Annotated in this window: 22 protein-coding genes; 13 read left to right on the top strand and 9 right to left on the bottom strand. The window is 66.2% G+C overall.

Annotation, left to right across the window (positions count from 1 at the left end; genetic code table 11):
- Nucleotides 1–24 precede the first annotated feature (24 nt).
- From P5W99_RS02565 to aroG, 3 genes are all read left to right on the top strand, one after another.
- Nucleotides 25–894: a carbon-nitrogen hydrolase family protein gene (locus P5W99_RS02565; RefSeq protein ID WP_434661657.1), complete on the top strand. Its 870-nt coding sequence runs from the start codon at nt 25–27 to the stop codon at nt 892–894.
- A 99-nt stretch (nt 895–993) separates the two neighbouring features.
- Nucleotides 994–2460 (top strand): metalloprotease TldD, encoded by a 1467-nt coding sequence (gene tldD, locus P5W99_RS02560; RefSeq protein ID WP_421023072.1) that lies wholly within the window; start codon nt 994–996, stop codon nt 2458–2460.
- A 386-nt stretch (nt 2461–2846) separates the two neighbouring features.
- Entirely contained in the window at nt 2847–3920 is a 1074-nt protein-coding gene (gene aroG, locus P5W99_RS02555; RefSeq protein ID WP_434661655.1) for a 3-deoxy-7-phosphoheptulonate synthase AroG, read from the top strand.
- A 98-nt stretch (nt 3921–4018) separates the two neighbouring features.
- On the opposite strand, the gene hmpA is transcribed toward aroG, so the two are convergent.
- Both hmpA and P5W99_RS02545 read right to left on the bottom strand, forming a co-directional pair.
- The gene (gene hmpA, locus P5W99_RS02550) at nt 4019–5224 is read right to left on the bottom strand and encodes an NO-inducible flavohemoprotein (protein ID WP_434661654.1); all 1206 of its coding nucleotides are present in this window, start codon (nt 5222–5224) and stop codon (nt 4019–4021) included.
- Nucleotides 5225–5391: 167 nt separating this feature from the next.
- Nucleotides 5392–6048: a cob(I)yrinic acid a,c-diamide adenosyltransferase gene (locus P5W99_RS02545; protein ID WP_421042518.1), complete on the bottom strand. Its 657-nt coding sequence runs from the start codon at nt 6046–6048 to the stop codon at nt 5392–5394.
- Between the two features lie 217 nt (nt 6049–6265).
- On the opposite strand from P5W99_RS02545, the gene P5W99_RS02540 reads away from it, so the two are divergent.
- The 6 genes from P5W99_RS02540 (at nt 6266) to proC (ending at nt 13515) form a co-directional block, all read left to right on the top strand.
- Nucleotides 6266–7681 carry an FAD-binding oxidoreductase gene (locus P5W99_RS02540; protein ID WP_434661652.1) on the top strand — a complete coding sequence of 472 codons (1416 nt, stop codon included), beginning with the start codon at nt 6266–6268 and terminating at the stop codon, nt 7679–7681.
- Between the two features lie 40 nt (nt 7682–7721).
- Nucleotides 7722–9227 carry an FAD-linked oxidase C-terminal domain-containing protein gene (locus P5W99_RS02535; RefSeq protein WP_421042520.1) on the top strand — a complete coding sequence of 502 codons (1506 nt, stop codon included), beginning with the start codon at nt 7722–7724 and terminating at the stop codon, nt 9225–9227.
- Nucleotides 9228–9430: 203 nt separating this feature from the next.
- Complete coding sequence (gene glcE, locus P5W99_RS02530; protein WP_434662397.1) at nt 9431–10519, top strand: glycolate oxidase subunit GlcE; 1089 nt, start codon at nt 9431–9433, stop codon at nt 10517–10519.
- A gap of 18 nt (nt 10520–10537) precedes the next feature.
- A complete protein-coding gene (gene glcF, locus P5W99_RS02525) occupies nt 10538–11767 on the top strand; it encodes a glycolate oxidase subunit GlcF (RefSeq protein WP_421023066.1) in 1230 nt (409 codons plus the stop codon).
- Between the two features lie 187 nt (nt 11768–11954).
- Complete coding sequence (locus P5W99_RS02520; RefSeq protein ID WP_421042670.1) at nt 11955–12677, top strand: YggS family pyridoxal phosphate-dependent enzyme; 723 nt, start codon at nt 11955–11957, stop codon at nt 12675–12677.
- Nucleotides 12678–12699: 22 nt separating this feature from the next.
- Nucleotides 12700–13515 carry a pyrroline-5-carboxylate reductase gene (gene proC, locus P5W99_RS02515; protein WP_421023065.1) on the top strand — a complete coding sequence of 272 codons (816 nt, stop codon included), beginning with the start codon at nt 12700–12702 and terminating at the stop codon, nt 13513–13515.
- Nucleotides 13516–13598: 83 nt separating this feature from the next.
- On the opposite strand, the gene ubiA is transcribed toward proC, so the two are convergent.
- The 7 genes from ubiA to recG form a co-directional block, all read right to left on the bottom strand.
- A complete protein-coding gene (gene ubiA / locus P5W99_RS02510) occupies nt 13599–14462 on the bottom strand; it encodes a 4-hydroxybenzoate octaprenyltransferase (protein WP_421023064.1) in 864 nt (287 codons plus the stop codon).
- 143 nt (nt 14463–14605) lie between these two features.
- On the bottom strand, nt 14606–15094 hold the full coding sequence (locus tag P5W99_RS02505; RefSeq protein WP_421023063.1) for a Dps family protein: 489 nt from the start codon (nt 15092–15094) through the stop codon (nt 14606–14608).
- Between the two features lie 25 nt (nt 15095–15119).
- Nucleotides 15120–15305 carry a hypothetical protein gene (locus P5W99_RS02500; protein WP_421023062.1) on the bottom strand — a complete coding sequence of 62 codons (186 nt, stop codon included), beginning with the start codon at nt 15303–15305 and terminating at the stop codon, nt 15120–15122.
- A 91-nt stretch (nt 15306–15396) separates the two neighbouring features.
- Nucleotides 15397–16854: a catalase gene (locus P5W99_RS02495; RefSeq protein WP_421023061.1), complete on the bottom strand. Its 1458-nt coding sequence runs from the start codon at nt 16852–16854 to the stop codon at nt 15397–15399.
- Between the two features lie 31 nt (nt 16855–16885).
- The gene (locus P5W99_RS02490) at nt 16886–17008 is read right to left on the bottom strand and encodes a hypothetical protein (protein ID WP_421023060.1); all 123 of its coding nucleotides are present in this window, start codon (nt 17006–17008) and stop codon (nt 16886–16888) included.
- A 200-nt stretch (nt 17009–17208) separates the two neighbouring features.
- A complete protein-coding gene (locus tag P5W99_RS02485) occupies nt 17209–18168 on the bottom strand; it encodes a hydrogen peroxide-inducible genes activator (protein WP_421023059.1) in 960 nt (319 codons plus the stop codon).
- Between the two features lie 193 nt (nt 18169–18361).
- A complete protein-coding gene (gene recG / locus P5W99_RS02480; protein WP_434661648.1) occupies nt 18362–20659 on the bottom strand; it encodes an ATP-dependent DNA helicase RecG in 2298 nt (765 codons plus the stop codon).
- A 243-nt stretch (nt 20660–20902) separates the two neighbouring features.
- On the opposite strand from recG, the gene queA reads away from it, so the two are divergent.
- From queA to secD, 4 genes are all read left to right on the top strand, one after another.
- A complete protein-coding gene (gene queA / locus P5W99_RS02475; protein WP_421073496.1) occupies nt 20903–21976 on the top strand; it encodes a tRNA preQ1(34) S-adenosylmethionine ribosyltransferase-isomerase QueA in 1074 nt (357 codons plus the stop codon).
- Nucleotides 21977–22079: 103 nt separating this feature from the next.
- Nucleotides 22080–23279 (top strand): tRNA guanosine(34) transglycosylase Tgt, encoded by a 1200-nt coding sequence (gene tgt, locus P5W99_RS02470; protein WP_421042529.1) that lies wholly within the window; start codon nt 22080–22082, stop codon nt 23277–23279.
- A 294-nt stretch (nt 23280–23573) separates the two neighbouring features.
- On the top strand, nt 23574–23903 hold the full coding sequence (gene yajC, locus P5W99_RS02465) for a preprotein translocase subunit YajC (RefSeq protein ID WP_035526866.1): 330 nt from the start codon (nt 23574–23576) through the stop codon (nt 23901–23903).
- A 152-nt stretch (nt 23904–24055) separates the two neighbouring features.
- Nucleotides 24056–26104, top strand: coding sequence for a protein translocase subunit SecD (secD, locus tag P5W99_RS02460; protein ID WP_434661646.1), 2049 nt, complete (start codon nt 24056–24058; stop codon nt 26102–26104).
- Nucleotides 26105–26110: the final 6 nt, after the last annotated feature.

The raw sequence follows: 26110 nt of genomic DNA, 5'->3' as shown, positions 1-26110 counted from the left end.
CGTCTCTCTTCTCAAGAGCCGTCGATGAGCCATCCCCCCTCTCCCGCAACGCACGTCCCCAGTGGTCTCAGTGATTCTGGCAGCACGCGGTTTCGCGTCGCCGCGTTGCAGATGGTCAGCACGCCCGATCGCGAGCGCAACCTGGCCGACGCCGAGGGCCTGATCGGAGAGGCCGCCAGTCAGGGCGCGCGCCTCGTGCTGCTGCCGGAATACTTCTGCTTCATGGGCCACAAGGACACCGACAAGCTCGCCATCCGCGAACCTTACGAAGACGGCCCGATCCAGCGCTTTCTCGCCGCTGCCGCGAAGCGCCACGGCGTCTGGATCATCGGCGGCACGCTGCCGCTGAAAGCGCCCGAAGAAAACCGCGTGCTGAACACCACGCTCGTGTTCGATCCGAGCGGCGCGGAGCGCGCACGCTACGACAAGATTCACCTCTTCAGCTTCGAAAAAGGCGCCGAATCGTTCGACGAAGCGCGCACGATCCGCCCCGGCGCCGAGGTGCGCACCTTCGACGCGCCGTTCGGCCGCGTCGGTCTGTCGGTCTGCTACGATCTGCGCTTTCCCGAGCTTTACCGGCGCATGGGCGACTGCGCGCTGATGGTGGTGCCGTCGGCGTTCACTTACACCACGGGCCGCGCGCACTGGGAGACGCTGCTGCGCGCCCGCGCGGTCGAGAACCAGTGCTACGTGCTCGCGGCGGCGCAAGGCGGCCAGCACGAGAACGGCCGCCGCACATGGGGCCATAGCATGCTGATCGACCCGTGGGGCGAGATCGTCGACGTGCGCGACGAAAACCCCGGCGTGGTGATCGGCGACATCGACCTGGAACGCATGGCCGCCGTGCGCGCAAGCCTGCCGGCCTGGCGGCATCGCGTGCTGGGCCACCCCTGAGACGCCATCCACGAACCGTAAACGAGGCGCTTGAATTCAAGGCGTTTCACCCGAACCTATTCTGACAGACACCGCTAACTGAGATTGCTAACTGAGCGCATGAACATCATCGAACCCGGCATCCGCAATCTGGCGACCGCGAAGGACCTGCTCCTTACGCCCTACGGCCTCGACGAGGCAGTGCTCACGCGCACGCTCGGCGAGATTTTCACGCACCGCGTCGACTACGCCGACCTCTACTTCCAGACCACGCGCAGCGAGGCCTGGAGCCTGGAAGAAGGCATCGTCAAGTCGGGCAGCTTCAGCATCGACCAGGGCGTGGGCGTGCGCGCCGTGTCCGGCGAGCGCACCGCCTTCGCCTACTCCGACGACCTCTCGCCCGAGGCGATCCGCCAGGCCGCCATCGCCACGCGCTCGATCGCGCAGGCCGGCGGCGGCAAGCAGAAGATCCAGGCGGCCACCTCGCTCAAGGGCATCGCGGGCCGCGACCTCTACCTGCCCGCCGATCCGCTCAACTCGCTCGACGCCACCGAGAAAGTGAAGCTGCTCGAGCGCATCGAGCAGATGGCGCGCGGGCGCGACCCGCGCATCAGCCAGGTGATGGCCGCGCTCGCGGGCGAATACGACGTGGTGCTGGTCGCGCGCAGCGACGGCGCGCTCGCCGCCGACATTCGCCCGCTGGTGCGCGTCTCGGTCACGGTGATCGCCGAGCAGAACGGTCGCCGCGAGATCGGCAGCGGCGGCGGCGGCGGTCGCTTCGACTACGCGTATTTCACCGACGAGGTGCTCTCGAAGTACGTCGACGATGCCGTGCACGCGGCGCTGGTCAATCTGGAAGCGCGTCCGGCCCCGGCTGGTGCGATGTCGGTGGTGCTCGGCCCGGGCTGGCCCGGCGTGCTGCTGCACGAAGCCATCGGCCACGGGCTCGAGGGCGACTTCAACCGCAAGGGCTCGTCGGCGTTCGCGGGACGCATCGGCGAGCGGGTGGCGGCCAAGGGCGTCACCGTGGTCGACGACGGCACGCTGCCCAACCGCCGCGGGTCGCTGAACATCGACGACGAGGGCAATCCCACGCAGTGCACGACGCTGATCGAGGACGGCATCCTCAAGGGCTACATCCAGGACTCGCTCAACGCGCGCCTCATGAAGATGCCCGTGACCGGCAACGCGCGCCGCGAGTCGTACGCCGCGCTGCCGATGCCGCGCATGACCAACACCTACATGCTCAACGGCGACAAGGATCCGCAGGAGATCATCGCCTCGGTCAAAAACGGGCTCTACGCCGTGAACTTCGGCGGCGGCCAGGTCGACATCACCAACGGCAAGTTCGTGTTCTCGGCCTCCGAGGCCTACATGATCGAGAACGGCAAGATCACCTACCCCGTGAAGGGCGCGACGCTGATCGGCAGCGGCCCGGAATCGCTCAAGTACGTGAGCATGATCGGCAACGACATGCGCCTCGACTCGGGCGTGGGCGTGTGCGGCAAGGAGGGCCAGAGCGTGCCGGTGGGCGTGGGCCAGCCGACGCTGCGCATCGATCGCATGACGGTGGGCGGCACGGTCTAAGCGTCCAGAACTGCAGGATTCATGCGCTGCGATGCGGAAAAACCGCATCGCAGCGCGGATTTTCTGCAGCCAGCGCTGGCAGTGCGCGGATCATCCGCATTTTTTCACAGCCCAGCTTGTCAGCCACGAGAAGCTCGGGTTATAAAGGCATTTACCCTTTTCGACGTAACGAACGTTTTCGAGTCCGAATCCGCCATGTTCGCCACGAAGTTTTATTTTTACTTTTTTTGGTATCTCAGACCGCTGGCGGATCGAGAGGGTTGACAGTACGCGCAGGAACCCGAATACACGAAAAACCGCCAGCAAAGCCTGGCGGTTTTTTTTCGCCCCACAGTTTCGTCATCGAGCACGACGCACGCTACACACCGGATCAGGAGAAAACGACCATGCCCCCGCACAACACCGACGATGTCCGCATCCGCGAACTCAAGGAACTCACGCCGCCCGCTCACCTGATCCGCGAATTCCCGTGCTCGGAAGCCGCCTCCACGCTGATCTTCGAGTCGCGCCGCGCCCTGCACCGCATCCTGCACGGCATGGACGACCGCCTGATCGTGATCATCGGGCCGTGCTCGATTCACGACACCAGGGCCGCGCTCGAATACGCGAACAAGCTCGTGGAGCAGCGCACGCGCTTCAAGAACGAGCTCGAGATCGTGATGCGCGTGTACTTCGAAAAGCCGCGCACGACGGTGGGCTGGAAGGGCCTCATCAACGATCCGTACATGGACAACAGCTTCAAGATCAATGACGGCCTGCGCACCGCGCGCGAGTTGCTCGTCTCGATCAACGAGCTCGGCCTGCCGGCGGGCACCGAGTACCTCGACATGATCAGCCCGCAGTACATCGCCGACCTCGTTTCGTGGGGCGCGATCGGCGCGCGCACGACCGAGTCGCAGGTGCACCGCGAACTGGCCTCGGGTCTCTCGTGCCCGGTCGGCTTCAAGAACGGCACCGACGGCAACGTCAAGATCGCCGTGGACGCGATCAAGGCCGCCTCGCAGCCGCACCATTTCCTCTCCGTGACGAAGGGCGGCCATTCGGCCATCGTCTCGACGGCCGGCAACGAGGACTGCCACGTGATCCTGCGCGGCGGCAAGACGCCGAACTACGACGCGCAAAGCGTGGATGTCGCGTGCAGCGACATCGGCAAGGCGGGCCTCGCCGCGCGCCTGATGATCGATGCGAGCCACGCGAACAGCTCGAAGAAGCACGAGAACCAGATCCCCGTGTGCGCCGACATCGGCCGCCAGGTCGCGGCGGGCGACGAGCGCATCGTCGGCGTGATGGTGGAGTCGCACCTCGTGGCGGGCCGCCAGGATCTCAAGGAAGGCTGCGCGCTGACCTACGGCCAGAGCATCACCGATGCCTGCATCGGCTGGGACGAAAGCGTGGGCGTGCTCGAAGGGCTCGCCGAAGCGGTCAAGCAGCGCCGCGTCGCGCGTGGCAGCGGTAACTGAGCCGCTTTTTCGCGCTGCAACGAAAAATGCCCCGGCGCTGAACTGCACCGGGGCATTTTTTTGTCCGCGGGAAACGCGGCTGCGAGCGCCGCAGTGCTTCAGTCGAGCATGCCCGAACCGAAGATCTCCGTGTAGATGCGCGCGGGATCGACGCCGCGAGCGACCAGCGCGTCGCGCTGCGCGCGCATGAACGCGACCGGGCCGCAAACGTAGTAATCGGCATCCGGCAGGATCGCTTCGGCGGCGATGCGATCGAGCTCGACGCGGCCTTCGAAGTCGTAGTCGATGCCCACGCGGTCCTGTGCGCCCACTTCTTCGTAGAACACCGCGACCTTCACGTTCGGATGCTCGGCCGCGGCGCGGCGCATCCACTCGCCGAACGCGTGCACGTCACGGTTGCGGCAGGCGTGCACGAAGGTCACCTTGCGCTCGCTGCGCTCGGCCAGCAGCGTGGCCAGCATCGACGCCATCGGCGTGATGCCCACGCCGCCGCTCATCAGCACGACCGGCGTGGCCTTCTTGCGATCGAGCTTGAATTCACCCATCGGCGCGCTCACGTGCACGACCGCGCCTTCCTCCACGCCGTCATGCATCAGGTTCGAGACGTGGCCCGGCTCGACTTCGCCGCGGCCGTCCTCGCGCTTGACCGAGATGCGCAGCCAGCGGCCGTGCGGTGCGTCGGAGAGGCTGTACTGGCGCGGCTGGTCGACGCCCAGCTTGTCGACATAGCGCGTCACGCTCACGTACTGGCCGGGCTCGAAGCCGCCCGCGGGCGCGCCATCCGCGGGCGCGAGGTAGAACGACGTGATCTCGTCGCTTTCGACGTGCTTGCGCATCACCTTGAACGGACGGAAGCCGCTCCACGGCGCGGCTTCGTAGAGCTTCGCCTCGGCGCCGATCATGATGTTCGCGAGCTGCTCGTAAGCCACCGCCCACGCGTCGAGCGTGGGTTGATCGACGGCGTCGCCCAGCACGTCCACCACCGCGCCCAGCAAATGCCGCCCGACGATCGGATAGTGCTCCGGACGGATGTTCAGGCTCGCATGCTTGTTCGCGATGTGCGAGACCGCGCCGCCGAGCGCTCCGAGGTTGTCGATGTTCGCGGCGTAGGCATAGACCGCGCGCGCGAGCGTCTCGGGCTGGCTGCCGCTCTTCTGGTGCGTCTGGTTGAAGAGGTTCTTCAGTTCCGGATGGGCATTGAACATCCGCGTGTAGAAGTGCTTCGTGATGGTGGTGCCGTGTTCGGCGAATACGGGCGCGGTGGCCTTGACGCGGGCGATCTGGTCGGCGGTAAGCGCAGTCATTGAGGCTTCTCCTTGTTAAACATGCAACTACGATACATGTTTAATGAGATACGCCGCCCCAGGCATTTTGTCGCACCACAGCATTTTCCGCGTGGCGGGATGCGGGCAGCATGGGCGGTCCGGCTTTGCAGGCCGGCCGCCCGTATTCCACGCCCGTGTCGGTCCCGTTATTTGCTGGAGCCGGTGTCGGGCTCGCTGCCCGGTTTATCCGCTGATTCACCCGACGCCGCGCCGCGGTCGTGACGCCAGAGCACATCGGCGCCGCCGGCCGCGCGGTTGAGCACGCGCGCGAGCACGAACATCAGGTCGGAGAGCCGGTTCACATAGCGGCGCGGCGTTTGCGCGAGCGGCGCGGCCGATTTCCCCGCCCCGTCTGCCCCACCCGCCGCGCTCGCGTCCTGCGCCGCGCCGAGCGCGACGATCATGCGCTCCGCGCGCCGGCACACGGTGCGGCAGACGTGCGCGAGCGCCGCCGCGCGCGAGCCTCCCGGCAAGATGAACTCCTTGAGCGGCGGCAGCGTGGCGTTGTACTCGGCCAGCCAGCCATCGAGGCGCTCGAGGTGCGCGTCCGTGACGATGGTGTGCCCGGGCATGCACAGCTCGCCGCCCAGGTCGAACAGGTCGTGCTGGATGTCCGTGAGCGCGGCGCGCACGTCGTCCGGCAGCGTCTCGCACAGCAGCACGCCGATGTGCGAATTCAGTTCGTCGACCTCGCCGATCGCAGCGATGCGCGCGTCGTCCTTGCGCACGCGGCTGCCGTCGCCGAGGCCCGTCGTGCCGTCGTCGCCGGTACGCGTGACGATCTTGCTCAGGCGGTTGCCCATGGTATGTCTCTCCGAATAGCAAACAGATTGAAGCGCAATTGTGCCGAACCCGGCCTGCATGGGCCAAGGCCTGTTTGCGGGCCTGTTTGCGGGCCTGTTCGCGGGCCTGTTCGCGGGCGAGCCGTGGGCAGCGGACCGCGTCCTCAAACGTTGGGCGTAAAATGAACCGCGCTCCGAATTCCACCACGCGTTACGTTCAAATGAAGGAGACCCCCGCGTGAATCATCCCGCGCCGCCGGCCTTTGCACGCCGCCCGTTCCCCACCGATCTCCTCGACAAACTGCGCAGCGCGTTCGGCGAACGCGTCTCCACGTCCGAAGCCGTGCGCGCGCATCACGGCCGCGACGAATCGCGCTTCGACCCGCAACTGCCCGACGCCGTCGTGTTCGCGCAGAACACCGAGGAAGTCCAGTCGATCGTGAAGCTGTGCGCGCAATATGGCGTGCCCATCATTCCCTACGGCAACGGCTCGTCGCTCGAAGGCCATCTGCTCGCGGTGCAGGGCGGCGTCTCGATCGACCTCTCGCAGATGAACCGCGTGCTCTCGATCAACGCCGAAGACCTCACCGTCACCGTGGAGCCCGGCATCTCGCGCAAGGCGCTCAACGAAGCGCTGCGCGACACCGGCCTCTTCTTCCCGATCGACCCGGGCGCGGATGCGAGCATCGGCGGCATGTCGGCAACGCGCGCTTCCGGCACCAACGCCGTGCGCTACGGCACGATGCGCGAGAACGTGCTGGGCCTCACCGCCGTGCTTGCAGACGGCCGCATCATCAAGACCGGCACGCGCGCGCGCAAGTCGTCGGCGGGGTATGACCTCACGCGTCTCTTCGTGGGCTCCGAAGGCACGCTCGGCGTGATCACCGAAATCACCGTGCGGCTTTATCCTCAGCCCGAAGCGGTGTCGGCGGCGGTATGCGCGTTTCCTTCCATGGCCGAGGCCGTGCGCACGGTCATCGAAACGATTCAGATGGGCGTGCCGATCGCGCGCGTGGAATTCATCGATTCGCTCGCAGTGCGCGCGATCAATCGCCACTCGAACCTGACGCTGCGCGAAAAGCACACGCTGTTCTTCGAGTTCCATGGCACCGAAGCTGGCGTCGCCGAACAGGCGCAGCTCGTGCAGGAACTGGCCGCGCAAAACGGCGGCGAGGGCTTCGAATGGGCGACCCGCCCCGAAGACCGCAGCCGCCTGTGGAACGCGCGCCACAGCGCCTACTTCGCGATGCTGCAACTGCGGCCCGGCTGCCGCGCCGTGACGACCGACGTATGCGTGCCGATCTCGCGCCTCGCCGAATGCGTGGTGGAGACGGAGGCCGACCTCAAGGCCTCGCCGCTGCCCTGCCCGATCGTGGGCCACGTGGGCGACGGCAACTTCCATGTCGCGATCCTGATCGACCCGGACAAACCCGAGGAAATCGAGGAAGCCGAGCGCCTGAACCACCTGATCGTGCAGCGCGCGATCAGGATGGACGGCACCTGCACGGGCGAGCACGGCGTGGGCCTGCACAAGATGGACTTCCTCGTGGAAGAGCATGGCGCCGACACGGTCGACACGATGCGCGCCATCAAGCACGCACTCGATCCGCACAATCTGATGAACCCCGGCAAGATCTTCAGCTGGGCGGCATAACACGCGGTCAACAATCATCCTGCATGGGAGCGGAGAAGACATGAACGCACCGGAGGCGAAGTTGCCGGAACTCACGCCGGAAGTGCTCGCGCAGCGACAGCGCGAAGTGGTTCAGGCGTTGATGGCGGTGCTGCCGGCGCACTGCCTGCTGCACCGCGAGGAAGACACGGTAGCCTATGAATGCGACGGTCTTGCGGCCTACCGGCGCCTGCCGCTTGCCGTGGCGCTGCCGGAAACGGAATCGCAGGTGCAGCGCATCGTGCAGATCTGCCGGCGCCTGGACGTGCCTGTCGTGCCGCGCGGCGCGGGCACGGGCCTCTCGGGCGGCGCCATGCCCATCCGCCACGGCATCGTGCTCTCGCTCGCGCGCTTCAAGCGCATTCTCGAAGTCGATCCCTACGCGCGCACGGCCACGGTGCAGCCCGGCGTGCGCAACCTCGCGGTGTCCGAAGCGGCCGCGCCTTACGGCCTCTATTACGCGCCCGATCCGTCCTCGCAGATCGCCTGCACGATCGGCGGCAACGTCTCCGAGAACTCGGGCGGCGTGCATTGCCTCAAGTACGGCCTTACGGTGCACAACGTGCTGCGCGTGCGCGCGGTGACGATGGATGCCGAGATCGTGGAATTCGGCTCGCTCGCCCCCGACGCGCCAGGCCTCGATCTGCTCGCGGTGATGATCGGCAGCGAGGGCATGTTCGCCATCGTCACCGAGGTCACGGTCAAGCTGATTCCGCGCCCGCAGACGGCGCAAGTCATCATGGCGAGCTTCGACGACGTCGTGAAAGGCGGCGACGCGGTGGCGGGCATCGTTGCCGCAGGCATCATTCCTGCCGGCCTCGAGATGATGGACAAGCCCGCCACGCGCGCCGTGGAAGAGTTTGTCAACGCGGGCTACGACCTCGACGCCGCCGCGATTCTGCTGTGCGAATCCGATGGCACCCCCGAGGAAGTCGCCGAGGAGATCGCGCGCATGACGGTCGTGCTGCGCGAGCACGGCGCGACCCGCATCCAGATATCGCGCACCGAGGAGGAGCGGCTGCGGTTCTGGTCCGGCCGCAAGAACGCGTTTCCGGCGGCGGGCCGCATTTCGCCCGACTATTACTGCATGGACGGCACTGTGCCGCGCCGCGCGATCGGACCGCTGCTCGCGCGCATCCACGAAATGGAAACGCAATACCGGCTGCGCTGCATCAACGTGTTCCATGCGGGCGACGGCAACATGCACCCGCTCATCCTCTTCAACGGCAACGACCTCGACGAGTGGCACCGCGCCGAGGCGTTCGGCGCGGATATCCTCGAAGCCTGCGTGGAACTGGGCGGCACGGTCACGGGCGAGCACGGCGTGGGCATCGAGAAGATCAATTCGATGTGCGTGCAGTTCTCGCGCGAGGAGCGCGACGCGTTTCATGCCGTGAAGCACGCGTTCGACCCGGCCGGCCTGCTCAATCCCGACAAGGGCATTCCCACGCGCGCGCGCTGCGCCGAATACGGCAGGATGCACGTGCGTGGAAACCTGCTGCCGCATCCGGATCTGCCGCGCTTCTAGACCGCGCTTCTAAACCGCACCTTCAGGCCGCGCTTTCAAGCCGCTCTTTCAAGCCGCATTAGCAGGTCCGGCGTGCGCACCGCGAGCCGGTGCGCACGCTGAAATGCAGGATGCATGACCCATGCGGGCCTGCCCCGGGTTGCCAGAGTGAGGCGCGTCAGTACAATCGAGCGAACCACAACGACAAACGCGCCATGGAAATCATGGAAGAGGACGATATCGTCACGACGTGGTCCGAGCGCATTCGCGCGGCCACCGCGGACGGACACACGCTGCGCATACGCGGCGGCGGCACAAAAGACTGGTATGGCCAGACACTCGAAGGCGAAGTGCTGGATACGCGCTCGTACCGGGGCATCATTTCTTACGACCCGGCCGAGCTCGTCATTACCGCGCGCGCCGGCACGCCGCTCATCGAAATCGAGCACGCGCTCGCGACGCACGGCCAGATGCTCCCCTTCGAGCCGCCCCACTTCGGCCCGCAGGCCACCTTCGGCGGCTGCGTCGCCGCTGGCATTGCCGGGCCGCGCCGCGCAAGCGCGGGTGCCGCGCGCGACTTCGTGCTGGGTGCGGTCGTCATGAACGGCCACGGCGAGGTGCTGCATTTCGGCGGCCAGGTCGTGAAGAACGTGGCCGGATACGACGTCTCGCGACTGATGGCAGGCTCGCTCGGCACGCTTGGCCTGATTCTCGAGCTATCGGTGAAAGTGCTGCCCGTGGCGCAAGCCGAGACCACGCTCAAGTTCGACATGAACGGCACGGACGCCGTGCGCAAGCTCAACGAATGGGGCGGCCGGCCGCTGCCGATGACCGCGAGCGCCTGGCGCAACGGCACGCTGGCCGTGCGCCTCGCGGGCGCGGAGGCTGGTGTGAAGGCCGCGCGCACGCTGCTGGGCGGCGAAGTCGTGGATGCCGTGGAAGCCGAGCGCTTCTGGGCGGGACTGCGCGAGCAGACCGACCCGTTCTTCGCCTCGATCGCGCCAGGCGCCGCGCTGTGGCGTCTCGCCCTGCCCTCGATTGCCGAGCCGTTGCAACTGCCGGGCACGCAACTGATGGAATGGGGCGGCGCGCAACGCTGGTGGATCACCGAAACCGATGCGCAAACGGTGCGCATCAGCGCGAAGCAGGCCGGCGGCCATGCCACGATGTTCCGCACGGGGGCCAACTACGACCGCAGCGCCGGGGTGTTCACGCCGCTGCCCGCGCCGCTCATGAAGATCCACCGCGGCCTGAAGGCTGCGTTCGACCCGGCCCGCATCTTCAATCGCGGACGCCTTTATTCCGACTTCTGACAAGACCTTCACGCCGCAATGCAGACGAACCTCGCGGACTTCATTCGCAACACTCCCGACGGCGACGAAGCCGACGCGATCCTGCGCAAGTGCGTGCACTGCGGCTTCTGTACCGCGACCTGCCCGACTTATCAGTTGCTTGGCGACGAGCTCGACGGCCCGCGCGGACGCATCTATCTGATGAAACAGATGGTGGAAGGCGCGCCGGTCACGAAAAGCACGCTCACCCACCTCGACCGCTGCCTGACCTGCCGCAGCTGCGAAACCACCTGCCCTTCCGGCGTGCAATACGGCCGGCTCGTGGAAGTGGGCCGCAAGCACGCCGAGCAGATGGTGTCGCGTCCGTTGCGCCAGCGTCTCGTGCGCCGCTTCCTCGCGGGCTTCCTGCCCAGCCGCATGCTGTTCTCGCCTACCATGCGCGTGGCCCAGCAAATGCGCGCACTGCTGCCGCGCCGCCTGCGCGACAAGGTGCCGGTGCGCCAGCGCGCGCTCGCATGGCCCACCACGAAGCACCCGCGCAAGATGCTGATGCTCGCGGGCTGCGTGCAGCCTTCGATGATGCCGAACATCAACGCGGCCACGGCGCGCGTGCTCGACGCGCTCGGCATCGAAACCGTGGTGGCGCCGCAAGCCGGCTGCTGCGGCGCGATCCGCCTGCATCTGGGCTACGTGGACGACGCGCTCCACGACGTGCGCGCGAACATCGACGCCTGGTGGCCGTACGTCGAGCAAGGCGTGGAAGCGATCGTCATGAACGCCTCGGGCTGCGGCGCGACGGTCAAGGAATACGCGCACCTGCTGCGCAACGATCCGGCCTATGCGGACAAGGCGCGGCGCATTGCCGGGCTCACGCGCGATCTCTCGGAGATCCTGCCCGCGTTCCAGGACCAGCTCCTCGCCGCCACGCGCCGGCGCGGCATTCACACCGTGGCGTATCACCCGCCCTGCACGCTGCAGCACGGCCAGCAACTGCGCGGCGGCGTGGAGAAGGTGCTCGCCGCGCTGGGCATCGACGTGCGACTGCCCGTGGACAGCCACCTGTGCTGCGGCTCCGCCGGCACTTATTCGATCACGCAGCCGCGCCTGTCCTACACCCTGCGCAATCAGAAGGTGGAGCGGCTCAAGGCGCTGGAGCCGCAGCTGATCGTTTCGGCGAACATCGGCTGCATCGCGCACCTGCAAAGCGGCACGACCATTCCGGTCACGCACTGGATCGAACTTGTGGAACATATGCTGGCGGCCAATTGAACCCCGCGGTTTCGATGACGATCCAGCATAGCGAGACGCAACGCTCGCCAACAGTCAGCCAATCGGCGTAGGGCTTTCGACCAGCCGCAAAGCGGATTTCATGCGCCGGGCGCGGTCCGAATGGTCCGTATAATTGCCCTTTCGCACCCATGCGCCACTTGCGGCTGCGCAGCCAGCCTCCATGCCGATGACCGATTTCGCCCACAATCTCGAAGCCGTCCGCCAGCGCATCGCCGCCGCCGCGCGCAATGCCGGCCGCGCGCCGGAATCCGTCGCGCTGCTCGCGGTATCGAAAACCTTTCCGGCACAAGACGTGCGCGCCGCACACGCAGCGGGCCAGCACGCTTTCGGCGAGAACTACGTGCAGGAAGCCGTCGACAAGATCGAGGCGCTCGCCGACCTGCGCGCCAGTCTCGAATGGCATTTCATCGGACCATTGCAGTCGAACAAGACGCGCCTCGTGGCCGAGCGCTTCGACTGGGTGCATTCCGTCGACCGCCTCAAGATCGCGCAGCGCCTGTCCGAGCAGCGCCCGGCCGGCATGGCGCCGCTCAACGTGTGCCTGCAGGTGAACGTGAGCGGAGAGGCCACCAAGAGCGGCGTCGCCCCGCAGGAAGCCGCCCAGGTCGCCCACGCGATTGCCGCGCTGCCGAACCTGCGCCTGCGCGGGCTGATGTCGATCCCGGAGCCCGAAGCCACGCTCGATGCGCAGCGCGCGCCGCATCGGCAGTTGCGCGAACTACTCGACTCACTGCGCGACTCACTACGCGATTCGTTGCGCACCGACGGCCTCACGCTCGACACGCTCTCGATGGGCATGTCGGCGGACCTCGAAGCCGCCGTGCTCGAAGGTGCAACCATCGTGCGCGTCGGCACCGCGATCTTCGGCACACGCGATTACTCCCACTGATTCACTGACGCTCACCATCACCATGAAAATTGCCTTCATCGGCGGCGGCAACATGGCCGCTGCAATCATCGGCGGCTTGATCCGCAAGGGCGTGTCCGCCAGCGACCTGTACGCGATCGATCCCAACGAAGACGCGCGCAAGCGCAGCGCGGATCAGTTCGGCATCCGCACCGGCGCGGCCCCTGACAGTGCGCTCGCCGAATACGACGCCATCCTGCTCGCAGTGAAGCCGCAGATCGCCAAGGCGGTGGCGCAATCGCTCGCGCCGCACCTTGGCGCGCATCAGGTCGTGATCAGCATCATGGCGGGCATCCGCATCGAAGATCTGTCGCGCTGGCTGGACGGCCACGCGCGCGTCGTGCGCACGATGCCCAACACGCCCGCGTTGATCGGCATGGGCGCGACGGGCCTCTGTGCCGGCAGCGGCGTCGACGCGGCAGGCCGCGAACTGGCGTCGAACGTGCTCGGCGCAGTGAGCCAGACCGTCTGGTTCGACGACGAGAGCAAGATCGACGCCGTCACGGCCATTTCGGGCAGCGGCCCGGCCTACGTGTTCTATTTCATCGAAGCGCTCGAAGCCGCGGCCCGCGAGCTCGGCATGGACGAGCAGCAAGGCCGAGCGCTCGCCATCGCCACCTTCACGGGCGCGGCGCAGCTCGCTCTGCAGTCGGACGAGCCGCCCGCCGTCCTGCGCGAGCGCGTGACGTCGAAGGGCGGCACCACCGCCGCGGCGCTCGCGTCGTTCGACGCGTCGGCCATCAAGGACGCGATCGTGCGCGGCGCTCTGGCCGCCGACGCGCGGGCGAAGGAGATGGGCGAAGAATTCGGCAAGCAGTAATTCGCCGGGCCTGCCAGGCCGCCCACGTAAAAAAGCGCCCATGGGCGCTTTTTTAACAACTGGTCCGGGCGGAGCCGGATCGGCTACATCGCGCCCGCAGCGTAGTGCGCCGCGATCCCCGCAAACAGCGCGCCGCCCAACCAGTTGTTATGGCGGAACGCCGCGAAGCACGGCATGCGCTCGCGGTCCTTGATCAGCGTGTAGTGGTAGATCGCGCAGCCCGCCGCCGCCGCCCAGCCGAGCCAGTACAGCGCGCCCAATTGCAGCGTCGCGCCCACCCAGACGTAGATGCCGAGCGTGGCCGCATAACAGAGCATGACTGCGAGCACGTCGAAGCGGCCGAACGTGAGCGCGGAGGTGCGGATGCCGATCTTGATGTCATCGTCGCGGTCGACCATCGCGTATTCGGTGTCGTAGGCCACCGACCAGAACACGTTCGCGACGAGCATGATCCACGCGAGCATCGGCACCTGATCCTGGATGGCGGCAAACGCCATCGGAATGCCAAAGCCGAACGCGATGCCCAGATACGCCTGCGGAATCGCGAAAAATCGCTTCGTGAACGGATACGACCCCGCCACGAACAGCGCCACCACCGAAAGCTGCTTGGTGAGCGCATTGAGCGGCAGGATCAGCAGGAACGAAACGAACGCGAGCACGATGGCAATCGCCACCGCTTCCCATGCGTGGATGCGGCCCGAGGTGATGGGCCGCTCGGCCGTGCGCTTCACGTGGCGGTCGAAGTCGCGGTCGGCGTAGTCGTTGATCGCGCAGCCCGCCGAGCGCATGAGCACCGTGCCCACCGTGAAGATCACAAGCAGCGAGAGCGACGGATGGCCATTCGAGGCGATCCACAGCGCGTTGAGCGTCGGCCACAGCAGCAGCAGGCTGCCGATCGGCTTGTCCATGCGGACGAGCCGCAGATAGAGCGGGAGTCGGGCGAACATGATGGGAACGGGAAAAACAATGCCGCCTATTGTAGGCGAGAGCGGCAATGCGCCGCCGCCCGCCCATCATCGGGCCCGCAATCGTCCCACACGCCGGCGGGCCGGCATCGATCCCCGCGTCGATCCCCGCATCAAGGCCAGCATCAGCCCAGCATCGAGCGCAACATCCACGCCGTCTTCTCGTGCGTCTGCATGCGCTGCGTGAGCAGGTCGGCGGTCGGCTCGTCATTGGCGGCTTCCGTCGCCGGGAAGATCGCGCGCGCGGTGCGCACCACGGCTTCCTGGCCTTCCACGAGCTGGCGAATCATGTCCTCGGCGGCCGGCACGCCATCGGCTTCCGGAATCGACGAGAGCTTCGCGAAATCCTTGTAGCTGCCCGGCGCGTGCACGCCCAGCGCGCGAATACGCTCGGCGATGGCATCCACGGCCAGCGCGAGTTCGTTGTACTGGGTCTCGAACATCAGATGGAGCGTGTTGAACATCGGCCCCGTGACATTCCAGTGGAAGTTGTGCGTCTTCAGATACAGCGTGTAGGTGTCCGCGAGCAGATGCGAAAGCCCCTGCGCGATCTTCCTGCGATCCTTGTCGCTAATGCCGATGTTCACGTGCTGCACAACAGGTTTCTTGGCCATGAGAACTCCTTTCGGTTATTCGGGCTCAATGGCCCATCAGGGAGACGAGGTGCGCGAGCCCTTGCGTAGCGAGCGCCACCAAGCCGCTCGCCACGATCGCGAAGCCCACCACGCGGCGCACCGTCTGCGTGCCTTCGGCGCGCGTGCGCGCCATGGCGGCTCCGCGGCCCGGGCCCACGGCCTTGAGGGTCATCGTCATCGTTCTGGTCATGATCGTGCTCCTGTGACGTCTTGCCTTGCGTTTAACCTGCCGGGCAGCGGCTGGCGCCAATGCAACGCCGCGCCCCGTCTCTCTTTCGCGACTACCGCGCCGCCTTGCGCGTCTCGGCGAGCGCGGCCATCGCCGCGATCACGCCTTGTGCGTATGCCGGATCGGCGCGGTGGAAATGCTCGATCTGCCGCTGCACGACGTCGTCGGGCACGCCCTCGAAGGCTCGCGCGATATTGCCGAAGAGCCGTTCGCGCTGGCCCGCATCGAACAGGCGGAACAGCGCGCCTGGCTGGCTGTAGTAATCGTCGTCCTCGCGGTGATCGTAGTGATCGACCGCACCCGTCGCGAGCGCCGGCTCGCCGGCCTGCGGACGCTGCGCAAAGTCGCCGAAGCGGCTCGGCTCGTAGTTCACGGTGCCGCCGAGGTTGCCATCGGTGCGCAACGCGCCGTCACGATGAAACGAGTGGAACGGGCAGCGCGGCGCGTTCACCGGAATCTGATGGTGATTGACACCGAGGCGATAACGCTGCGTATCGCCATACGAGAACAGACGCCCCTGCAACAGACGGTCCGGCGAGAAGCCGATGCCCGGCACTACGTTGGCGGGCGTGAACGCGGCCTGCTCGACATCGGCGAAATAGTTCTCCGGATTGCGATTGAGCTCGATCGTGCCCACGTCGATCAACGGGTAATCCTTGTGCGGCCACACCTTCGTGATGTCGAACGGGTTGTACGGAACCCTGGCGGCATCGGCCTCGGGCATCACCTGAATACGGAAATGCCACTTCGGGAAGTTCGCCTTCTCGATCTCGTTGTAGAGATCGCGCTGCGCGGACTCGCGGTCTTGCGCGACCACCTGCGCCGCTTCGGCGTCCGTGTAGTTCTCCACGCCCTGCGCCGACTTGAAGTGGAACTTCACGTAGAAGCGCTCGTTGTTCGCGTTGATGAACGAGAACGTGTGCGAGCCGAAGCCATGCTGCTGCCGATAGTTCTTCGGAATGCCGCGATCGCTCATGACGATCGTGACCTGATGCAGTGACTCCGGGTGACGCGACCAGAAGTCCCACGCGGCGACGTTGCTGCGCAGGTTCGTGCGCGGATCACGCTTTTGCGTGTGGATGAAATCCGGGAACTTGAGCGGATCGCGAATGAAGAACACCGGCGTGTTGTTGCCGACGACGTCCCAGTTGCCCTCTTCCGTGTAGAACTTGATCGAGAAGCCGCGCACGTCGCGTTCGGCGTCGGCGGCGCCGCGCTCGCCCGCGACCGTCGAAAAGCGCATGAAAAGCGGTGTTTCCTTGCCGACTTCGCTAAACACTTTGGCCTTCGTATAGCGCGAGATGTCGTGCGTGACCTTGAGCGTGCCGAACGCGCCGGAACCCTTTGCGTGCACGCGGCGCTCGGGAATCACTTCGCGGTCGAAGTGGGCGAGCTTTTCGATGAGCCACACGTCCTGCAACATCACGGGACCGCGCGGGCCGGCGGTGAGCGAATTCTGGTTGTCGACGACGGGCGCGCCTGCTGCTGAGGTAAGGGTACGGTCGGTCATTCTGGACTCCTGATAAGAGTGAGTAGGTCGCTCAGGCGGCGAGCGCCCGGTCGACGAGCAACGAAAACGCGACAGTACGCAGACCCTTAATGACGCTCGCCGAGGCGGGTGCCTGAGTCATTACGGCGACGGTATTGGGAACGTTGGTTTGCATCGCTTTCTCCAGTTCGTCCTGAGTGGATCGGTGTGAAGAACTTTATCAAACGCTATTGAAAATAGAAATTTGATTTATTTAATCTATCGAATAGGCGTGACTTATTGGGGTCGCACGATAGAAAGCGAAGGGGAAAGTCGGGAAGGTAAGCATGGCCCCACGCGCAATGGACGCGCGGGGCGATAAAACCCAGGCGTGCCTCAAGCCGCCTCGGCGGGCGCTTCGACCCGCTTCACGCCCGGCAGCTCGCAGGCGTGAATCGCATCGACAATCGCCTCGATTGCCGGCATCCGCGTGAAGCTCTTGCGCCACGCCAGCACGACGCGGCGGTCCGGCACCGGCTCGTCGAACGGCACGTACGAAAGCAGGCCCGAATCCACGCCGCCCGCATGCGGCTTCACCTCGGTGACCGACATGCGCGGCAGCACCGTGATGCCCACGCCGCTTGCCACCATATGGCGGATCGTCTCAAGCGACGAGCCTTCGAAGGTCTTCTGGATGCCGTCGGCGTTCTGCGAAAAGCGCATCAGCTCGGGACAGACGCCCAGCACGTGGTCGCGGAAGCAATGGCCGCTGCCGAGCAGCAGCATGGTTTCCTGCTTGAGGTCGTCGGGGTCGATCTTTTCGCGCTGCTCCCACGCATGGCCCGAGGGCAGCGCCACCACGAACGGCTCGTCGTAGAGCGCACGCAGCGTAAGCCCGGTTTCGGGAAACGGCAGCGCCATGATGGCCACGTCGATCTCGCCTTGCTTGAGCAGCTCGATCAGCTTGAGCGTGTAGTTCTCCTGCAGCATCAGCGGCATCTGCGGCACGCGCTTGATCATCTGCTTGACGAGCGTGGGCAGCAGGTACGGGCCGATCGTATAGATCACGCCCAGACGCAGCGGGCCAACGAGCGGGTCCTTGCCCTGCTTGGCGATTTCCTTGATGGCGAGCGTCTGCTCGAGCACGCGCTGCGCCTGCGTCACGATCTGCTCGCCGATGGGCGTCACGCTCACTTCGCTCGTGCCGCGCTCGAAAATCTGCACGTTCAACTCGTCTTCGAGCTTCTTGATTGCCACTGACAAGGTTGGCTGGCTCACGAAGCACGCCTCGGCGGCCCGTCCGAAGTGGCGCTCGCGGGCAACAGCAACGATGTATTTCAGTTCTGTGAGCGTCATTTCTTTGGGGACCAATCAAAAGAGGTGAATCAATAGTTTGTACTTATACACCTATGGCGGTCATTCGCCAATAATCAACACCCCTATGCGGGGCGGGATCACATGAACGCTCAGACGGCACAGCGGCGCGCGGGTTCCGCGCATGTGTCACTTGCGCTGACGACGACGTCCGCAGTCAGCCCCGGGGCCTTCGTCAGGCCTTCAGGTACTGCTCGCGCGCACCGAGCCAGCGGTTCAGATGCTGCGTGACGACGTGCGGCCATTCGCGCAGCAGACACTCCGCCGCGTCTCGCGCGGGGTCGATCAGCCAGGCGTCGTTTTCGAGGTTCGCGAAGCGCAGCATGGCCGCGCCCGACTGGCGCGCGCCGAGGAACTCGCCGGGACCGCGAATCTCCAGATCGCGGCGCGCGATCTCGAAGCCGTCGGTGGTCTCGCGCATGGTTTGCAGCCGCGCGCGTCCGGTCAACGAGAGCGGCCCGCTATAAAGCAGCAGGCACACCGACGCCGCACTGCCGCGCCCCACCCGTCCGCGCAACTGGTGCAGTTGCGCGAGCCCGAAACGCTCGGCGTGCTCGATCACCATCAGTGAGGCGTTGGGCACGTCCACGCCCACTTCGATCACCGTGGTCGCGACCAGCAGCTGCACTTCGTTGCGCGAAAACGCGTCCATCACGGCGGCCTTGTCCGCCGACGCAAGCCGCCCGTGCACGAGCCCGACCGTGAGCTCGGGCAGCGCGGCCACGAGCGTTTCATAAGTCTCCACCGCAGTCTGCAGCTGCAGCGTCTCGCTTTCCTCGATCAGCGGACACACCCAGTACACCTGGCGCCCCGTGAGCGCTGCCGCGCGCACGCGCGCGATCACCTCTTCGCGGCGCGCATCGGAGATCAGCTTCGTGAGAATCGGCGTGCGGCCGGGCGGCAGCTCGTCGATGGTGGAGACGTCGAGGTCCGCGTAATACGTCATGGCGAGCGTGCGCGGGATGGGCGTCGCCGACATCATCAGCTGGTGCGGCTGGAACTCGCGCGCGGGCGCGGCAGCCGTTCTCTGCCCCGTGGCCTGCTCCGGCGTCTTCGCGTTCTGGGCCTTGGCGCGCAGCGCGAGTCGCTGCTCGACGCCGAAGCGATGCTGTTCGTCGACGATCACCAGACCGAGCCGCGCGAATTCCACGGCGTCCTGAATGATCGCGTGCGTGCCGATCACCAGTTGCGCGGTGCCCAGCGCCGCGGCTTCGAGCGCGGCGCGCTTTTCCTTTGCCTTGAGGCTGCCCGAGAGCCAGGCCACCTGCACGCCGAGCGGCTCGAGCCAGCCGCGCAGCTTGCGCGCGTGCTGCTCCGCGAGGATTTCGGTGGGCGCCATGAGCGCGGCCTGATAGCCCGCGTCGATGGCCTGCGCGGCCGCGAGCGCCGCGACGACGGTCTTGCCGCTGCCCACGTCGCCTTGCAGCAGACGCTGCATCGGGTGCGGCTCTTCGAGGTCGCGCGCGATCTCCTCGACCACGCGCTGCTGCGCCCCGGTGAGCGTGAACGGCAGCGCCGCGCGCAAGCGCGCGAGCAGCGCCGTGCCCGAATCGCGTCCGGCCACGTGGCGCGCCATCGCGGGCGCGGCGCGCGTGCGGCGCTCCTCGTGCGCGCGCTTGAGCGAAAGCTGCTGCGCGAGCAGTTCGTCGAACTTGATGCGCGTCCACGCGGGGTGCGTGCCGTCGATCAACTCGTGCTCGTCGGCGTCCACGGGCGGATGGTGCAGCGTCTTCACCGCATCCATCAGTTGCGGCAGATTGAGCGGCGCCAGGAACTCGCGCGCAACGGCTTCGGGCAGGAGTTCAGGCAGCGAGGCGCGCGAGAGCGCATTGTCGATCGCCTTGCGCAGATACGCCTGGCTCACGCCGGCCGTCGACGGATAAACCGGCGTGAGCGCCTGCGGCAGCGGCGTGTCGCCTTCCACGACCTTCACCGCCGGATGCACCATCTCCATGCCGAAGAAGCCGCCGCGCACGTCGCCGCGCACGCGCAGGCGCTTGCCCACGGCCATTTGCGTGACCTGCGAGCCGTAGAAGTTCAGAAAGCGCAGATGCAGTTCGTCGCCGCCCGCGTGCTCCGGGTCGCGCAGCTTCACGAGCAACTGGCGGCGCGGGCGATAGGCGATCTCGTTGTCGAACACCACGCCTTCGGTCTGCGCCATGCCGCCCGGCAACAGCTCGCCGATAGGCGTGAGCGTGGTCTCGTCCTCGTAGCGCATCGGCAGATGCAGCACGAGGTCGATGTCACGCGTGAGGCCGAGCTTGGCGAGGCGGTCAGCGGTTTTGGCGAGCTTGGGCTTGTCCTTGGCCGTAGCGCCCTCGCCGCCCTTCGCTGTGGCTTTGTCGGCGGATGGCTTGCGGACCGCGCGTTTGCGCGGCGCTGCGGTTTGCGGCGCTTGCGGCTCGCGCACGTCGTCGTGCGCTTCGCTCGTGGCATCGGCTTGGGAAATCAATCGGCTAACGGACGAGGGCATGAGCAGCTTCGCAAGTACAATATCGGCTTTCCGGCAAGGCGCGGCGCGTAACGCGCGACCCGCCCGTTCCACGGGCATGTCCCAAACGCGCGGGCACGTCCCGCAATCATAGCCGCTCGCTGTACGCAGGCGGCCATTGCGGCCGCATTTTGGGGCGCAACCGCGGGCCATCGCCCGGCGGTTCATCGGCTCGAAAGCAGCGCACCCCGGGTCTTAAGCCGTATTTCCGTTTCATCAGTCCGCATGTTCAAGCTTTCCGATTTCGACTTCGATCTCCCTGCCGAGCTGATCGCTCAAACCGCCCTGCCCGAGCGCAGCGCGAGCCGTCTGCTGGAGGTGGACAACACCGCGCAGTTGCCACGCCAACCCGCGCGCCTCACCGACCGCCGCTTCGCGGAGCTGCCCGCGTGCATCGCGCGCGGCGACCTGCTCGTCTTCAACGATACCAAGGTGCTCAAGGCGCGCTTCTTCGGCCAGAAGGCCAGCGGCGGCAAGATCGAGGTGCTCGTCGAGCGCCTGACCGGCGCGCGCACGGCGCTCGCGCAGATCCGCGCGAGCAAGAGCCCGGGGCCCGGCACCGTGCTGCGTCTGGCCGATGCGTTCGACGTCACGGTGGGCGAGCGCGTGGAGCCGTTCTACACGCTGCATTTCCCCGACGACTGCCTCACGCTGATCGAGCAATTCGGCCGTTTGCCGCTGCCGCCCTACATCACGCATGACGCCGACGCGAACGACGAGACGCGTTACCAGACCGTGTTCGCGCAAAACCCGGGCGCGGTGGCCGCGCCCACGGCGGGCCTGCATTTCGACGACGCGCTCCTCGCGCGGCTCGACGCGCAAGGCGTTGAGCGCGCCACGCTCACGCTGCACGTGGGCGCGGGCACGTTCCAGCCGGTGCGCGTGGAGAACATCGCCGATCACACGATGCACAGCGAGTGGTATCAGCTGCCGCAATCGCTCGTCGACAAGATCGCCGCCACGCGTGCGCGCGGCGGCCGCGTGATCGCGGTGGGCACCACCTCGATGCGCGCGCTCGAAGCCGCCGCGCGCGATGCGGCGAACGCGGGCCGCGAACTCGCCGCCACGTCCGCCGAGACCGACATCTTCATCACGCCGGGATACCAGTTCCGCGTGGTGGACCGGCTCGTCACGAACTTTCACCTGCCGAAGTCGACGCTCCTGATGCTGGTTTCGGCGTTCGCGGGCATCGAGACGATCCGCGCCGCCTATCGTCACGCGATCGAAGAGCGGTATCGCTTCTTCAGCTATGGTGACGCGATGCTGCTGAGCAGAACCGAAAACGCGCTCAGCGCCTGACAGGGTTCGCACACTTTTCCCAAGCCGTCGCGCGTAACACATACGTGCGACGGCGTTTCACTATCTGCGCCGGACTGTTTTCCGGTTGCACAGGAGTTACCGCATGACCGACGGTCATCAAAGCAACGCACGCGCCGAACACGGCGCATACCTGGGCGAACGCCCGCAAAACGGCCTCAAATTCGAGCTGCTCGGCACCGACGGCCTCGCCCGCCGCGGCCGCGTCACGCTCAATCACGGCGTGGTCGAAACACCGATCTTCATGCCCGTGGGCACCTACGGCACGGTCAAGGCCACGCAGCCGCGCGAACTCGAAGAGATGCAGGCGAAGATCATCCTCGGCAATACCTTCCACCTGTGGCTGCGCCCGGGTCTGGAGACGATCGGGGCGCACGGCGGCCTGCACCGCTTCATGGGCTGGAACCGGCCGATCCTCACCGATTCGGGCGGCTTCCAGGTGTTCTCGCTCGGCGACCTGCGCAAGATCTCGGAAGACGGCGTGCGCTTCGCCTCGCCCGTGAACGGCGACAAGCTGTTCCTCTCGCCCGAAGTGTCGATGCAGATCCAGAAGGTGCTGAACTCGGACATCGTCATGCAGTTCGACGAATGCACGCCCTACGCGACCAACGGCGTGCCCACCACGCACAAGGAAGCGGCCGACTCCATGCGCATGTCGATGCGCTGGGCGAAGCGCTCGATCGACGAGTTCAACGCCTTAAGCAATCCGAACGCGCTGTTCGGCATCGTGCAGGGCGGCATGTTCGAGGATCTGCGCGACGAATCGCTCGCCGGCCTCTCGCAGATGCCGTTCCACGGCTACGCGATCGGCGGCCTTTCGGTGGGCGAGCCCAAGGAAGACATGATGCGGGTGCTCGAGCACATCGCGCCGAAGCTGCCCGCCGACAAGCCGCACTACCTGATGGGCGTGGGCACGCCCGAAGACCTGGTGGCGGGCGTGGCCTCGGGCGTCGACATGTTCGACTGCGTGATGCCCACGCGCAACGCGCGCAACGGCTGGATCTTCACGCGCTTTGGCGACATCAAGATCCGCAACGCCGTGCACCGCAACTCGCTGCGCCCGCTCGACGAGCAATGCGGCTGCTACACCTGCCGCAACTTCACGCGCGGCTACCTGCACCATCTGCACCGCGTGGGCGAGATTCTCGGGGCGCAGCTCAACACGATCCACAACCTGCACTACTACCTCGAGCTGATGAGCGAGATGCGCACGGCCATCGAAACGAAGACGTTCGAGGCGTTCAGGACGCGTTTTGCCGAAAACCGCGCGCGCGGCGTGGATTGAGCGCGGTGCCGTGGCGGAAGTGTTGGCCGCGGCGCTTTCGAAGCTTTCCGATATCGGAATACGACGAGCGCCGCCAGACTTTACAATTGCCTTTCGCCTCGATGGTGCTTCATGAGCGCTTTTCCGGCCACGCCAAACGCGTCGCATCCCGCCCAGGCGGGCTAATACGTGATAACAGCTTGATCGGAAAGCCCATTTTGCGCCGTCGTCGCGTATCTTGCCGGTGGTAGAATACCCGGCTCGCTTTTTGATCGTATCTTTGATCGTAGTGATCGTATAAACGGAGAGACCAACGTGTCGTTCATTTCCAATGCCTTCGCCCAAGGCTCCGCAGTCGGCGGCGCAGAATCGAGCCTGATGAGCTTCCTGCCGCTCATTCTGATGTTCGCCGTGCTGTACTTCATCATGATTCGTCCGCAGATGAAGCGCCAGAAGGAACACCGCAACATGCTCGCCGCCATGGCCAAGGGCGACGAAGTCATCACGAGCGGCGGCATCGTCGGCAAGGTGACCAAGGTTAGCGAAGCCTACGTCGGCGTCGAAATCGCGGACGGCACGGAAATCACCGTGCAGAAGTCGTCGGTCTCGACCATCCTGCCGAAGGGCACGATCAAGTCGCTGTAAGCCTTTAGCGATCGTCTTCTCCAGGCCGCTGCGTTTATCAGTGGCCTTGCGCGTCCGGCCCTGCCGCTGAAACGCCCGCAAGGGCATCATGAAGGCGCGGTCGGACGCGCGCACATCGTGCAGGCCATTTCCCTCCCCCGTTGGGCCAACCAATGAACCGTTACCCCCTCTGGAAATATGTCGTGATGCTGGTGGCGCTCGTCATCGGCCTCGTGTACACATTGCCCAATTTCTTCGGCGAAGCGCCGGCGGTCCAGGTATCGAGCGGCAAAGCCACCGTCAAGCTGGACTCGGGCACGCTCGCGCAGATCGAAGCCGCGCTGCCCGCGAACAACATCAAGGCCGACGACGTCACGTTCGACAACTCGTCGCTGAACGCGAACATCCGCGTGCGCGTCGCCGACACGGACACGCAGCTGCGTCTGAAGGACGTGCTCGCGAAGACGCTGAACCCCGACCCGAACGACCCGAGCTACATCGTCGCGCTGAACCTGCAAAGCGCCTCGCCCCGCTGGCTGACGGCGCTGCACGCGCTGCCGATGTACCTCGGTCTGGACCTGCGCGGCGGCGTGCACTTCCTGCTGCAGGTCGACATGAACGGCGCGCTCAACAAGAAGCTCGACTCCGACGCTTCGGACGCACGCACGATCCTGCGCGACAAGAACATCCGCGACGGCGGCGTGAACCGCGTCGGCCAGAGCGTCGTGATCAACTTCGCCGATCCGGCCGTGGCCGAGCAGGCGCGCAAGGTGCTCTCGGGCTCGAGCGGCGTCGCCGAGCTCGTCTGGGCCACGCAGAACGCGCCCGATGGCGGCGCGCAGCTCGTCGGCACCTTCACGCCGGCCGTGAGGAAGTCGGTTCAGGACGCCGCGCTCAAGCAGAACATCCAGACGCTGCATAACCGCGTGAACGAGCTCGGCGTGGCCGAGCCCGTGATCCAGCAGCAAGGCGACGACCGCATCGTGGTCGAGCTGCCGGGCGTGCAGGACACCGCGAAGGCGAAGGACATCATCGGCCGCACGGCCACGCTCGAAGCGCGTCTCGCCGACCCGAACGGCCTGCATCCGAACCCGTCCGATCCGGTGCCGCCGGGCGACGAGCTCTTCACGCAAGGCAACGTCGGCCCCGTGCTGCTGCGCAAGCAGGTGATCTTCACGGGCGACCGCATCATCGACGCCTCGGCGGGCTTCGACGAGCACAACCGCCCGTCGGTGAACATCCGTCTGGATTCGGCGGGCGGGCGCGCGGTGCGCAGCGTCTCGCGCGACAACATCGGCAAGCCGATGGCGATGGTGCTGTTCGAGAAGGGCAAGGGTGAAGTGCTCACGGTGGCCACGATCCAGTCGGAACTCGGCGACCGCTTCCAGATCACGGGACAGCCCACGCCGCAGGCCGCCGCCGACCTCGCGCTGCTGCTGCGCGCGGGCTCGCTCGCCGCGCCGATGGACATCATCGAGGAACGCACGGTCGGCCCGAGCCTGGGCGCGGACAACATTCGCAAGGGTTTCGACTCGGTGGTCTATGGCTTTGCCGCGATCGCGGTGTTCATGATCTGCTACTACATGCTGTTCGGCCTGATCTCGATGATCGGCCTCTCGGTGAACCTGCTCCTGCTCGTGGCCGTGCTCTCGATGCTGCAGGCCACGCTCACGCTGCCGGGCATCGCCGCCATCGCGCTCGCGCTCGGTATGGCGATCGACGCGAACGTGCTCATCAACGAGCGCGTGCGCGAAGAGCTGCGCCACGGTGCGCCGCCGCAGCTGGCGATCCAGAACGGCTATGCGCACGCCTGGGCGACGATTCTCGACTCGAACGTGACCACGCTCATCGCCGGTCTCGCGCTGCTCGCGTTCGGCTCGGGTCCGGTGCGCGGCTTCGCGATCGTGCACTGCATCGGCATTCTGACCTCGATGTTCTCGGCCGTGTTCTTCTCGCGCGGTCTCGTGAATCTCTGGTACGGCGGCAAGAAGAAGCTCAAGTCGCTGGCCGTGGGCCAGGTGTGGCGTCCGGAACCCGAAGCTGCAGGCGCGCGCGCGCTGGGCGCGTCCGACGCCGGCACCGACACGGGCCGCGCCGTGGCCCAGTCGACCAAGCCGCGCGAAACCGCGAAGGCCGGCGCCAAGGGCGCCGCGCGCGCCAAGCCGGTCGTGCGCCGTCGGAACAATCCTGACGGTTCCGGCACCCCGGGCTCGTCCCGCTGATACGGA

Source organism: Paraburkholderia sp. A3BS-1L (assembly GCF_051125215.1).
Lineage (GTDB): Bacteria > Pseudomonadota > Gammaproteobacteria > Burkholderiales > Burkholderiaceae > Paraburkholderia.
This window is presented reverse-complemented; position numbering and strand designations above follow the sequence as displayed.